The 13113-nt window shown below is 56.5% G+C and carries 14 protein-coding genes; 13 read left to right on the top strand and 1 reads right to left on the bottom strand.

Going from position 1 to position 13113, the window contains the following annotated elements; all coding sequences use genetic code 11:
- Positions 1–4: 4 nt before the first annotated feature.
- A complete protein-coding gene (locus V3851_RS14695) occupies positions 5–1033 on the top strand; it encodes a hypothetical protein (RefSeq protein ID WP_331847305.1) in 1029 nt (342 codons plus the stop codon).
- Positions 1034–1094: 61 nt separating this feature from the next.
- Here V3851_RS14695 and V3851_RS14690 read toward each other — a convergent pair whose 3' ends face one another.
- Entirely contained in the window at positions 1095–2447 is a 1353-nt protein-coding gene (locus tag V3851_RS14690) for an Nramp family divalent metal transporter (protein WP_331847304.1), read from the bottom strand.
- 218 nt (positions 2448–2665) lie between these two features.
- Between V3851_RS14690 and V3851_RS14685 the strand changes: the two genes are divergently transcribed.
- From V3851_RS14685 to V3851_RS14630, 12 genes are all read left to right on the top strand, one after another.
- Entirely contained in the window at positions 2666–3088 is a 423-nt protein-coding gene (locus tag V3851_RS14685) for an organic hydroperoxide resistance protein (protein ID WP_331847303.1), read from the top strand.
- Between the two features lie 196 nt (positions 3089–3284).
- Entirely contained in the window at positions 3285–3563 is a 279-nt protein-coding gene (locus V3851_RS14680) for a hypothetical protein (RefSeq protein WP_331847302.1), read from the top strand.
- 102 nt (positions 3564–3665) lie between these two features.
- Entirely contained in the window at positions 3666–4094 is a 429-nt protein-coding gene (locus tag V3851_RS14675; RefSeq protein ID WP_331847301.1) for a thiol-disulfide oxidoreductase DCC family protein, read from the top strand.
- A gap of 199 nt (positions 4095–4293) precedes the next feature.
- Entirely contained in the window at positions 4294–5502 is a 1209-nt protein-coding gene (locus V3851_RS14670; RefSeq protein WP_331847300.1) for a P-loop NTPase family protein, read from the top strand.
- Entirely contained in the window at positions 5450–6691 is a 1242-nt protein-coding gene (locus tag V3851_RS14665) for a CpaF family protein (protein WP_331847299.1), read from the top strand. Before V3851_RS14670 ends, V3851_RS14665 begins: the two co-directional genes overlap by 53 nt.
- 2 nt (positions 6692–6693) lie before the next feature.
- Positions 6694–7509 carry a type II secretion system F family protein gene (locus V3851_RS14660; protein WP_414859312.1) on the top strand — a complete coding sequence of 272 codons (816 nt, stop codon included), beginning with the start codon at positions 6694–6696 and terminating at the stop codon, positions 7507–7509.
- A 12-nt stretch (positions 7510–7521) separates the two neighbouring features.
- The gene (locus tag V3851_RS14655; RefSeq protein WP_331847298.1) at positions 7522–8397 is read left to right on the top strand and encodes a type II secretion system F family protein; all 876 of its coding nucleotides are present in this window, start codon (positions 7522–7524) and stop codon (positions 8395–8397) included.
- Positions 8398–8434: 37 nt separating this feature from the next.
- The gene (locus tag V3851_RS14650; protein WP_331847297.1) at positions 8435–8629 is read left to right on the top strand and encodes a Flp1 family type IVb pilin; all 195 of its coding nucleotides are present in this window, start codon (positions 8435–8437) and stop codon (positions 8627–8629) included.
- Positions 8626–9282 (top strand): TadE/TadG family type IV pilus assembly protein, encoded by a 657-nt coding sequence (locus tag V3851_RS14645; protein WP_331847296.1) that lies wholly within the window; start codon positions 8626–8628, stop codon positions 9280–9282. The genes V3851_RS14650 and V3851_RS14645 overlap by 4 nt, the downstream gene beginning before the upstream one ends.
- 53 nt (positions 9283–9335) lie before the next feature.
- Positions 9336–11540: a hypothetical protein gene (locus V3851_RS14640; RefSeq protein WP_331847295.1), complete on the top strand. Its 2205-nt coding sequence runs from the start codon at positions 9336–9338 to the stop codon at positions 11538–11540.
- Positions 11509–12540 (top strand): TadE/TadG family type IV pilus assembly protein, encoded by a 1032-nt coding sequence (locus tag V3851_RS14635; protein ID WP_331847294.1) that lies wholly within the window; start codon positions 11509–11511, stop codon positions 12538–12540. Before V3851_RS14640 ends, V3851_RS14635 begins: the two co-directional genes overlap by 32 nt.
- Positions 12541–12594: 54 nt before the next feature.
- Positions 12595–13113: an A24 family peptidase gene (locus V3851_RS14630; protein WP_331847293.1), complete on the top strand. Its 519-nt coding sequence runs from the start codon at positions 12595–12597 to the stop codon at positions 13111–13113.

Genomic DNA, 13113 nt, shown 5'->3' with positions numbered 1-13113 from the left:
CGGTTTGAAGAAACCATGGATCATGCTGGGCTGGATCGTCATGCTCATGCTGGCCGTTCTGGTGCAGGGCTGCGGCCGGAATGATATGACGGCCGGATCATCCGCAGGCAGCTTCTCGGCGGCGGTTGACACGGCCACAACGGCGGTTTCGGCTTCGGCCGGCTCCGGTCAGGCGGATGCGGGTGTGCCGCAGCCGGAGCAAACGGCCGGGGAAGCCGCGGACGGACCGCAGGGCGAGGGCGGCCGACCGGCGCATCCGGCGGAGGAGGCGGAGCCGTCCGCCGAAGACGCCGCCGGAAAGCCGGGCGCATCAAGTCCGGCCCCGGACGCCTCGGCGGAGAGCGAAGCGTCGGGTACGGCGGCCGGCGTCGCGCAGGGGCAGCCCGCCGGGAATGCACCTGACGCCGGGGCCAAGGCCGCGGCGGAGCTGGCCTCGGCCAAGCAAGAGGGCGCGGCCGCAGCGGACGCCTCGGCCGGCGCTCGGGCTGGAGCCAAGCCGGGAAGCGCACCAGCCCCCGCCGCATCGGGAAGCCATGCGGCGAGCGGCAAAGGGGCGGTCGCTTCGGGGCAAGACAGCCCTCAGGCCGCGGCCAAAGGAACCGCTGAACAGGCTGCGCCCGGTTCCGCCCAAAGCGGGGGCAAAGGCGCCGCCAAGACCGGAACCGGGCCGCAGGCCATCGGTTGGTCGGAGTTTTTTGACGGCGACGACCAGAGCACGCCCTCCGACAAATTTTGGGATCTGAGCGGCGAAACCGTGACCATCAAGGGATTTATGGGCGAGGTGCTGTCTTTTGACAAGCATTGGTTCCTGCTCATACCCCAGCCGGGCGCCGAGTGCCCTTTTGACAACGGGGACGAAACCTATTGGAATAAAATCATGATTGTGTTTGTGCCGGACGATGTGAAGCTGAGGTATAAATCAGAGCCGCTGCAAATTACGGGCCGCCTCGATGTAGGGATCAAAATCGACGAGTCGGGTTACAAGACGATGTTCCGCTTGTATGACGCTTCGTTTAAGGAAATCAAAGAGTAAAAAGAAACCCCCGGACAGTCAAGCTGCCGGGGGTTTTCGCGCCCGCGTTAGTGCTGATTTTTCAGGAAGCGATCGTTTGGGCCAGGAGATACACATTCAGCACGATGATGATGCCCGCGATCAGCCAGGCGAGGATATTCAGCCAAAGCTTGTTGGCGAATTCCCCCATCTTGGCTTTGCTCGAGGTGAATTTGACGAGCGGGACGACCGCGAACGGCAGCTGCAACGACAGGACGACCTGGCTGAAAATAAGCAGATCCTGGGTCCCGCGCTCGCCGTAAATAGCGGTGACGATGACCGCCGGAATGATGGCGATCAGGCGCGTAATCAAGCGCCGCAGCCAGGGGGCCAGCCGGATGTTGACGAAGCCTTCCATGACGATTTGACCGGCAAGCGTTCCGGTCAAGGTCGAGTTTTGGCCGGACGCCAGCAGCGCTACCGCAAACATGACGCTGGCCAGCGTCGTGCCGACAATCGGCGTAAGCATATGATAGGCGTCGCTGATATCGGCGATTTGCGTCAACCCGGCGGAATGAAAGGTTGCGGCGGAGACGATCAGGATGGCCGAATTGATAAATAGGGCGAACGTAAGCGCGATGGTCGAGTCCCATGTCGCATATTTGATGGCCTGCCGTTTTCCGGCCGGGGTTTGTTTATATTTTCTGGTTTGGACAATCGAAGAATGCAGGTACAGGTTATGCGGCATCACGGTCGCCCCTAGAATCCCTATGGCGATATACAGCATTTCAGGCTGGCGGAGGATTTCCGCGCTGGGAACATAGCCCCGGGCGACTTGCGCCAAGTCCGGCTTCGCCAGAAACAGATCGATGGCAAAGCAGAGGCCGATCGTGGCGATCAGCACGACGACGAATATTTCGAGCGAGCGGAAGCCTTTATTTTGCAGGAGCAAAATCAGCAATACATCGACGGCGGTGATCATCACCCCGTAAATAATCGGAAGGCCGAACAACAGGTTCAAGGCGATGGCCGCCCCGATGACCTCGGCGAGATCCGTCGCCACAATGGCCAGCTCGCAGAGAATCCACAGCCCGATTACCACCGGTTTGGAATAATGGTCCCGGCAGGCCTGGGCCAAATCCTTGCCCGTAACGATGCCAAGCTTGCCGGAAAGCGACTGGAGCAGCACGGCCATCAGATTGGAGATCAAAATCACGGATAAAAGCGTATAACCGAAGCGGGAACCTCCCTCGATATCGGTCGCCCAGTTGCCGGGGTCCATATATCCGACGGCGACCATGTAGCCGGGTCCGGCAAATGCAAGAAATTTGCGGAGCCAGGAACCGGTGGAAGGCACGCGCATGGAGCGATGGGCTTCCGGCAGGGAAGGCTGGCTTCCGTTTCTTTTCCAGCCGTGGATTCCGATTCTTGCTTTTTCCTGAATCGTTTCGTTCATGGTATTCTCACCCTTTCGTTCGTTTTTATGAGTTAATCCGATTTGGAGTGGAATTAAGAGTCCGGTGTTTTTTGTTGCCTTTAACTATTTATATTGTACACCTACAATAGTTTTTGTCTAGGGCAACTTTTTGGGGCGTGGCCGTTTCAAATCGGAACAATTGCTTTAAATGGACTGTGAACCGTAAAATTTTCACGGCATCAAAGGAGGCTATTTGCATGGAAGCATTATATACGGCAACGGCTACCGTAAAAGGCGGACGCACGGGCACGGTCGAATCTTCGGACGGCGTACTTAAGCTGAAGCTTAGCATGCCTGAATCGATGGGAGGACAGGGCGGCAGCGGAACCAATCCGGAACAGCTCTTTGCGGCGGGCTACGGAGCCTGCTTCGCCAGCGCACTGGCTAATGTGGCGGCCAAAGAAGGGATTCGGACCGACGATGCGGTGGTTACTCATCATGTCAGTATCGGAAAAGACGACAGCGACGGAGGCTTCCGCCTCGGCGTGGAAATCGACGTCAAACTGCCGGGAGTGGAAAGAGAGAAAGCGCGGGAATTGCTGCATAAGGCCCATGATTTTTGCCCGTATTCCAAAGCAACCCGCGGCAATATCGAAGTGAAACTGAATCTGGCGGAGTAGTCCGCAAAAATATCCCGCTGTTCAATAAAAGGGCTTCTCCTGGGCATACTGGAGGAGAAGTCTTTTTATATGCCGCGGAGTAAGTTCCCGGCCTACTCCTTTGTCATCCCCTTCCAAGTTGACACACTGTAGAAAATTATTTAATATGTCTAAGTACTAAAACTGGAATTCAAATTCATAATACGGGTGATGAAGCATGTCTTACAGACCGAGTGTAGAAAACGTGACCAAGGCCGGAAGCAACGAAAAAGAAGGATTGTACGAGTTTATCGTCAAGCTGGCCGACGGAACGGAGTGCCGTGCTTTTTATCATCGTTTTCCGCAGTGGCGCATGACGAATATCAACCGCCTGCAGAAAACGCCATGTCCGGTCTGCCGCAAAGACTTCATTTGCAATTGCATGGAGAGTTTTTCGGGAGATATCGGGCTTCAAATCGAAGACGGTCAATGGATTGACAAGGCTTTGGCCGAATAAGGCGCAAAGTTTTGGATAATAAGCGCGGGGAACTAGACCCCGGGCTTTTTTTCTATACTCGGCAATCGGTCATATTCGAAAGAAAATAGGGAGGGTCGGAAGATGAAAAGAACGGGCCGTGAATTTCCTAATGCGGTAGTTTTGTTTGACGGCGTTTGCCATTTATGCCAGGGCGCCGTTAAATTCATTATCAGACGGGATCCCCGGGGACGGTTCAAATTCGCCTCTCTGCAATCCGAGGCGGGGCGGCGGCTTTCGGGAGAGGAGGCGGAACCGTCCGGGACGCCCGGAACCATCGTTCTGATCGACAGGAACGGCGCTTCTTATACCCGCTCGACCGCGGCGCTGAGAATCGCCAAAGGACTGAAATTTCCCTGGCCGCTGCTCTACGGCTTCATTCTTGTTCCCCGGCCCATCCGCGACGCAGTCTACCGGTGGATCGCCGCCAACCGCTACCGCTGGTTCGGGAAGGATGAAGCTTGCCTGGTCCCGACACCGGAGATCCGGGGACGATTTTTGCGGGACGGTTGATTAAATTCGTGAAAACCGGGACTTGTCCGAACTTTTTATCTATGTTATTCTAAATGTGAATTTTAGGAATGCGGAACGGAAGCACCGTCCAAATTACCGGGATACCGGTTTTTTGGGGCGGTGCTTTTTTGCGTTTTCCGTATTTCGAAATGAACCTTATATTTGCCTGGATATTTTCCCGAAAGAGGGTGATGGCTTAATGCTGCCTGTCAGACTTGTGCTGGCCGTTCAGGATGAGGATTACATCGAACCGTTCCTGCATTACGTGCGCTGCAGCGGGTTCGAGCGCCGCCTGATTATAACGGCTTTCAGCCGCAAGGAGGCCTATTTGAAATTTTTGGTGGAATCGGGGGATACGGTCGACGCCGTGCTCGCCGAGACCGGTTTTCTCGAAGCTTCAGGCACGAAAGGAGGAATTCAAGACAGAATCGTCTTCATCGGTCTAACGGAGGGTGGGGAAGCCGCGTATCCGGGAAGACATTTATCCAAATACCAGCCGCTCCATCTGCTGCTGTCCGCCCTGCTGGATATAGTCCGGGGAGGGAAGGAGGGAGCCTTGCCGATTGAAGGCAGGGCCGTGGTTATCGGCGTTACGTCGACCGTGGGCGGATTGGGCAAGACGACGCTTGCCCTCAATATGGCCAGGCAGCTCGCGGCCGAGGGGGGCAAAATATTTTACCTTAATTTGGAGACGGTTCAAACCGCAATTTCCCCGGGCGGCGGGGAAGCGCGAAGCGAAGAATATCGCGCGGGGCTTGCCAGGCTGCTGTACGACCTGAAAGCGGCGGAGGACAGGCGGGAGCGGCCGCGATTTCCGGTCTCGGCTTATGCGTACAGGCATCCGGTGCTCCAGGGGGACACCTTCGGCCCTCTGGACAATCTGAACGAGCTGCTGGAAATGGAGCGAAAAGACACGGCGGAGCTCATCGATTTCATCGCGGGCAGCGGCCTTTACGACACGTTGATTGTGGATACGGATTCCTTTCCGAACGGCAGGACGGAGATGGCGCTTGAGAAATCCGACAGGCTGGCATGGCTTGTCGCCGACGATTGGGGCGTTATGCGGAAAACCGGGGTTTGGCTCGATCACTTGGAGCGCTCCAGACCGGAATTATATAGCGCGGTCATGGGAAAGGCACTGTTCGCCGCGAGCAAGGTTTCCGGAAGCTTGACGGTTTCTCCGCCGAGCAAACGGATCGCCGTCGAGGCCCTTCTCACTTACATCCCGGCCTGGAGTCAAGGGAGCCGGGAAGGGGGCCTCATGCATTCGCCGATCTACCAACGGGACGTGATGAAGCTTTGCGGCGAATTGCTGGGCCGGACAAAGGCCGGAAGCGAAGGAGGTGAGCTGCGGGATGCGGCAGGATACGTTCGCGCTGCTCCGGGGAGAGATTCGTTCCGGCCTTGATTTGACCTCCTCGATGGAAGACGGCCGGTTGATGGATTACATCGAACGCCGGGTGCTTGAGGAGCCGAAGCTCGCTAGTCTTACGGCAGCCGAGAAACGGGCCTGGGTCCGCCGGCTTTACGACTCGTTCCGCGGGTTGGATGTCCTCCAGCCGCTTGTCGACGACCGCAGCGTGACAGAGATTATGATCAACGGCCATGAGGAAATTTTCGTCGAACAGGACGGGGTGGTGCGGCAGCTTCCGGTTCGTTTCGAAACCAGGGAACGTCTCGAGGATATCATTCAGAATATTGTTTCCGGCGTGAACCGGGTGGTCAACGAGTCCTCGCCGATTGTGGACGCGCGGCTTGCGAACGGTTCCCGCGTCAACGTCGCGCTCCCGCCGATCGCGCTCAAGGGGCCGACCATGACGATCCGCAAATTCCCGGAGCGGCCGATGACGATGGCGGATCTGATCGAGAAGGGCTCGCTCGACGAGGAGACGGCTATTTGGCTGCAAACGCTGGTCCGCGGCAAGTACAACATCTTCATCAGCGGGGGAACGGGGTCCGGCAAGACGACGTTTTTGAACGCGCTGTCCCAGTACATTCCGCCGGATGAGCGGGTGATCACGATCGAGGATTCGGCGGAACTGCAAATTGTCACCGTCCCGAACCTGGTCTCGCTGGAAACGCGGAACGCCAATACGGAGGGAAAGGGAGAGATCACGGTGCGCGATCTTATCCGCTCCTCGCTGCGGATGCGGCCGAACCGGATCATCGTCGGCGAAGTCCGGGGCGGAGAGGCTCTGGACATGCTGCAGGCGATGAATACCGGGCATGACGGATCACTTTCGACCGGTCACGCCAACAGCACGGCGGATATGATAAGCCGTCTGGAGACGATGGTGCTGAGCGGGGCCGATCTCCCGATCGGGGTCGTGCGGCAGCAGATCGCGTCGGCCGTCGATATTTTCATTCATCTGTCCCGGCTGCGCGACCGTTCGCGGCGGGTGGTGGAAATTTCCGAGGTGGCCGGGGTGAAGGACGGGGAGGTGGCGCTGAACCGGTTGTACCTGTTCCGGGAAACTGGGGAGCGGGGAGGCAAAATTATCGGCACCTTGGAGAGTACGGGGAAGGCGCTGCTCCACACCGGGAAGCTGCGCATGGCGGGGCTCGGCGGAGAAATTCGGGGGGAAGGAGGTGATTGATATTGGCGCTGCGGAGACGGGAAGCGATTAAGGGGGGATCAAAGACAAGCGTCATTGCAGGGCCGGGGTCAGCCGGGCTGACGGATTACCGGGTGTATACGCTCAGCAGGCGACAGAGGTTGGCCTGTCTCGTTGTCGGAGGAATGGCTCTTTATATGATCGGCTATGTATTTTTTCATTCTCCGCTGATTTCCCTGGTCTTGATGTGCGGCACTTTCGCCCTTCCGAAATATTGGAGCCGTTATTTGCTTCGCCGTAGAAGGGAGAGCCTTAGCCTGCACTTCAAACAGGCTTTGTATTCGCTCTCCTCCTCCCTGGCCGCCGGACGCTCGGTCGAGAACGGGTTCCGCGAGGCGATCAGCGATCTGCGGCTGCTGTACCCGGACGGGAGCAATGATTTGATCGCCGAGCTCGGCATCATCTGCACGCGGATGGAGTACGGCCAGCCGATCGAAGAAGCGCTTCAGGATTTCAGTCGCCGCGCGGATATGGAGGATATCAGCAATTTCGCCGATGTGTTCACGACCTGCAAACGTTCCGGCGGCGATTTGGTGGAGATCGTGAGACGGACATCCGCGGTCATCAGCGAGAAGCTGGAAATCAGCCAGGAGATCGGGGTCATGCTGGCGCAGAAACGGTTTGAGGCAAAGGCAATGCTGGTCGCGCCGCTCTTGTTCCTTATGTTTATGGATCTGTCTTCGCCGGATTATATGAGTCCTTTGCACAGCGGAGTCGGTCTGATTATTTCGGCATTTGCCCTGCTGCTGTATGCGGGCTCTTCCTGGCTTATTTTAAAAATCAGCGATATCCGTATTTAGGAGGCGGTCGGGATGGTTTTTATCGTGGCAGGATTGCTGGTTGGGGTCCTGCTTGGCGGTTGGGGTCTGCTTTTCTTGCGGTCGTCCGGGAAATACGACGGATATTCTCGGATGGCGATGGAAGGAATCCGGCTGGCGAGGCTGGCCCCGCCAATGCTTTACTTGCTGGAGAGACTGAAGGTGTCGCGCAGGCTTCCGTTTTTTTTCTACAAAATCCAGCGCTCAGTCCAAAAGATCGGCGGCGACCGGCGCGCGGGCGAATACACGCTGTTGTTTATGGCCGAAATGCTCACTTACGGCTGGCTTCTGCTTGTTGCGGGCAGCCTGCTCTCGCTTATGAACGGAGATGCGAGTTTGATCGTGATCGGCGCCGTAATGGCGGTGCTGCTTCCGGCTGCGCTGATCAATGACCTGCACCGGAAGGTCGTCAAGCGGGAGCGCGAGGTACTGCTTGAGCTGCCCGAGCTGCTCAACCAGATCATCCTGCTTGTCGGCGCGGGCTCGACGGTGCAGCAGGCGATCAAGCACTGTCTTGAGCGTAAAGGGGAGGGAACCCGCCATCCGCTGTACCGCGAGCTTCTGCAAATGAGAAGGGAGTGGGAAGGAGGCTATTCTTTTCAACAGGCGATGGAAGGCTTCAGCAAGCGGTGCGGCATCCAGGAGGTGTCGGCGTTCACTACCGCGGTGTTGCTCAATCTCCGCCGCGGCGGGAACGATTTTGTCCTGGCGCTGCGCGATCTGTCCCGTTCATTATGGGAGCGGCGGAAGGCCGTCAGCAAAACGCTGGGCGAACAGGCTTCGTCCAAGCTGGTGTTTCCGATGGTGCTGCTTTTTCTAGTGGTGGTCATCCTGGTGGGCGCTCCGGCGGTCATGATCATGGATTTATAGCTTGGATTTTACCCGAATTTATGAAGGAGTGAACATAATGTTGGGACAAGTAACCGGAAAATTAGAAGAATTTTGGCGTGATGAAGACGGGCTGGGCATGCTGGAGATGATTCTGATTATCGCCGTTATCGTCATTCTCGCCGTCATTTTTCGCAGCCAGCTTAAGGAGATCATTACCAGCCTCTTGGGCAAGGCGAAATCGAAGACGGAAGATTTTATGGACGGACAATGAAGCGGCTGCTGCGAAACCGGGAAGGGAGCTTTACGCTGGAGGCGTCTTTGGTGCTCCCCGTTATTCTTACCTCGATATTGATTCTGCTGTTCTTCTGCATGTTTTTGTATCAGCGTTCCTTGCTTGGTCAAGTGGCGATTGTGGCGGCGGAGCGAAGCGCCTACGCGTGGGACAACAGCAGCCGTGATCCGGTGTCGGGAGCCTACCCGCAGGACGAATATGACTCCTTGTACTGGCGCCTCACCGACGATGGGATGCTCAATACGATATTCGGTTTGGGGCAGCAAACCTCGTCGGCCCGGCTTTCGCTTCCGGCGGAGGAGGGACAGGAGGGGACACTGGCCTTCCGCAAACTGTACCGTACCGGAACGTCCATCCCGGAAGGCATGAACGGGACGATGGAATACGACAATAAAGTGCTGCTGCGCAAAGTAACGGTATCCTTGAACCGGTTAGTTCCGCTCATTCCCTTGGAGCGTGCGATCGGCGATCTAACGCAGGAGGCGCAGGCGAGCGCATATATCGTGGACCCGGTGGAATGGGTTCGGACTGTGGAACTGGCCCGGTATTACGGCGCAAAATTCCAAGGTGCCGGCGGAGATCGGGTCGATCGGCTGGAAGCCGGCAATGCGTTAAGGATGTTCGGCAAGTAGATGCCTACTTTATGTATATGTATTAGACGTCTTCACGGAAAGGAGGGAACGCGGTGCGACGCAGGCGGCGTTCCGAGCAGGGGGCGGTTTCGGTTTTTCTGATTGTCATTTTCGCCGCCGTTTTTGCCTTTGTTGCGATATTTATAGATTTCGCCCGCATGTCCGCGCTGCAGGCGAAGACCGAGCTGCTGGCGCATACCGCATCCCGCTCGGTCATGTCGGCATACGATCCGCAGCTTCTCGAGCAGTACGGCTTGTTCGCCTTCGGCGAGACGGATGCGGGCTACATCATGTCCAAGGTGCTGCAAGATCAATTGGATCTCATGCAGCGGAGCGACGATTTGCCGGTACTGGGAATCCGGCTTGATTCTTCCACGGCGGAGCTTCAGCGTCCGCTCGGGACATACGCCGTATTCGAGCGGCAGATTAGGGAGCAGATGAAGTACCGGGCCCCGATCGATCTAACAATTGAGGTCATCAACAAGTTCAAGCCGATCTCCCAGGTGATGAAGGAGGCTTCCAATACGGTGGATTTGCTTGGCAAGCTGCAGAAGCTCTACGACCAGCGGGAAGCAAAGCTTGATCAAGTGCTGGAGGAGCAGCGGCTGGCGGCGGAGTCGGCCGCCGGAATCTCGCCGCTGATTCCCCGTTCCGGGGGATCGGGGGGTTACGGCATATCCACAGCGGACGATATTGCGGAGGAGTATGCCGAATATGCCGATATGGTCGAGGAGGACGCGGACCGGGACCCGCTTGAACGGATATATACGCTGGAGATAAGGATTTATCGAAATTCGGCCTCGCGCGTGTTCGATAATCTGGAGGACAAAAACGCTAAGGCGACAACCAGCCACGACGAGCGGCTTCCGGAAGCGAAAAATCTGCTTAACGAGGCGAGGGGGATTAACGAGCAAATGAGGCAAGTGATCAAGGAGGCGGAGTCGCGCTCGGCCCAGGAGGGATATAACGGGGTGTCGTCCATAGATAGCACGGGAGGCGGGGAAACGGTGACCGGAGACGATGCGATCGCCGAAATCCGCCGGCTGAGCGACAGTTTGCTTCTATCCGAGTCGTTGTTTGCCGATATGGAAGGCGACATCGAAGCCCAAGCGACAGCGTTTGACGATTTCGCCGCAGCGGTAAATTCCTTTCTATCCCTGGAGGGGGACGTTATGTCGGCCTCCACAACGGAGGGGTCCTTGAATTCGGCGGTTCGTCAAATGAATCGGGCGGCGGATAAGTTTCTGGATGCGTATGCCGACCCGGGAAGCGGAAATGTTCTGGAACAGAACAAAAAGACGCTCGAAGCTCACCGCTCGTCCGATGCGGAGCGAAAGAAGACCGAGCAGGAAGCCCGGAGCAAACTGAAGGAAGCCAAAGGCTTGATTGGTCAAATCTCCGGATTGAAGGATAAATGGAAAGACCAGCAAGCCCAGTTTGACCGGTTGGAAGCTTTCTTTCAGGAAAATCGGAAAATGAATCAAGGCTCGGCGGCAGGAGAAATGACGGGCGCTTCCGTCGATGATGATCCTTACGATGCCGGGAGCGGAGCGATGGCGGGCATGGACTCGTTCTACGGCGGACTTTCCGGCTTGATGAAAGGGATGACGGACAACGCTTTTCAAACCGAATATATTGTGAGTTATTTTAACTTCCTGGATATCAGCACACTGAACGGGCTTATGGAAGGAAGCGGCGCGGAGCGGCTCGACGCCTTGGGCGATTCCTTTGCCGTCCACAATCAGGAGGTGGAGTATATTCTGTACGGGTTTCATAATCCCGCTGGGAACATTGCCGCCGCATACGGAGAGATTTTTTCCATGCGGCTGGCGATTCGCACGATGGAGGGGTTCATCAAGAACGGGACAAAAGGGAATCCGCTGCTTATCCTTGCTTCGGCCTTGCTCTACGGAGTTGAGCATGCCCTTAAAGATATGCTCGATCTGACGAAACAAGGAAGCATTGTGCTAAGCGATTATCTCAAAGTAAAGCTTACCTACCGCGATCATTTACGGATGTTCCTGCTCCTGCACGGCGGCAGCGATAACAGGCTGTCGCGGATGCTGGCCGTGATCCGGATGAATACCGGGATTCAAACCGAACAGCGCGCTACATACTTAACGGGGACGGTTACCGCCGCCATCCCGCTGTGGTTTCTCCCGGGGGTTGCCCAAGCGATGGGCGCGGCGGGAGCCCTGAACGGCAAAGTGGAAGGAAGCAGTTACTATGCGGTTAAACAAGCGGATTTCTCGTATTAATAACCCGCGGAGCTTGCGGGGGAGCATTGTGCTTGAAGCGTCGCTGGTCATGCCCGCATTTGTTATGGTGATCTTTCTGTTCATTTATATGGTCCAAATGACCCTGATTTCCTTGCAAATGCAAAATGTGGCTGCGGGAGCGGTCAGACAGGTATCCGCTCATATTTATCCCGTGGCGCTGGCCGTTTCCGGGCAGGTTGAAAACGCACAGGAGGATGGCGGTCAGGTGAGCGGGAAAGAGAGCACGAACGGTTCGGACGGTAAGGACAATTCTCCATTTGTCTGGAGTATGCCCGAGCTTTCCATGCAAGCCTGGGCGGGGAAGTATGCTTCGGCACTGCCCTCTCCTTTATCCGAGTGGGTTCAGTCCGCCGCGGAACGGGGCGATGAGCCGCTTGCGGATATCAAGAACAGCGTTTCGGAAAGCCTGCTCGATCCGGTGGTAAAGCCGTTGTTAAAGCCCTTCATGCAAGGGACCTGGCTGAAGGATGAACGGCTTCATGTAAGCCGCGTTACCGTACCGGATATAAAAACAGGCAAAAACCCTTATTTCGGCCTGGAGATAAGTTACGAGCTGCCGATTAAGGTTCCTTTTACGGGCAACGCTATCGTGCTTCAAGCCAGAGCCGAGGAAAGATTGTGGATCGGCGATACCGGGGAACTGAACGAGGATACCGGAGGTACGGGAAACGGGGAGGGCGCAGAAGGGGAGCCCGCTGTGGTTCTGGCGAAGCCTGATCCTGCATATGCCGGACATCGGGCTACGATCAAGGCCAAGGTTAGTCCGGGTACCAAGGCAACGCTCACGGTCTATTACAAAAGCGGGGTTAGTCAGGCAAAGTATTTGGGTGAAGCTACGGCGGATGAGAACGGAATAATTGAATGGAAATGGCTGGTCGGCGGAAGAACGACGCCCGGGACATGGACATTTGTGATTGAGACGGAAACGGGCCTAAAGACCACCGAGCAATTTACGGTTGAAAGCCCGGGCGGATCGTAATCAGCCGTTTTGCGCAGAAGCCGGTTTCCATTTTAACAGAAAGGATGTATTCGTATGTCATGGGAATCCCTGGGGTATCTAGGATGCTTCGTCATGCTGGCGGCTGCGTTTATGACGGATATCCGGACGATGAAAATCCCGAATGTCATTACGCTATCCGGTCTCGTGGCAGGACTTGTCTGGAACTTGCTGTACGGCGGGTGGATGGGAGGACTTTTTGCATTGAAAGGAATCGCGGCGGGATTCGGGGTGATGCTGTTGCTTTACTTCCTCGGCGCGGTAGGCGGAGGGGACGTGAAGTTGTTCGCTGCCATCGGAGCGTGGACCGGAGCGGTAATGACTCTGTACATCATGATGTATTCGATTTTCGCCGCAGGCTTGATCGGTATCCTGGTTTTGATCTTGCGGCGGGAGATCTTCTCGCGCCTGCGCGGAGCGCTTCGAAATGTGCTGGGTTCCTATATTTTAAAAAGCTGGAGTCCGATCAGGGTAGGCGCCAAGAAGCAGCTGCAAATTCCGTTCATGCTTGCGGTTTTACCGGGAGCGATCCTGGCCGTGTACTATTTATCCTAG

Source organism: Paenibacillus haidiansis, from assembly GCF_036553665.1.
GTDB lineage: Bacteria > Bacillota > Bacilli > Paenibacillales > Paenibacillaceae > Fontibacillus > Fontibacillus haidiansis.
Note: the sequence above shows the minus strand (reverse complement) of the source record. Positions and strands in the feature narration are given on the sequence as shown.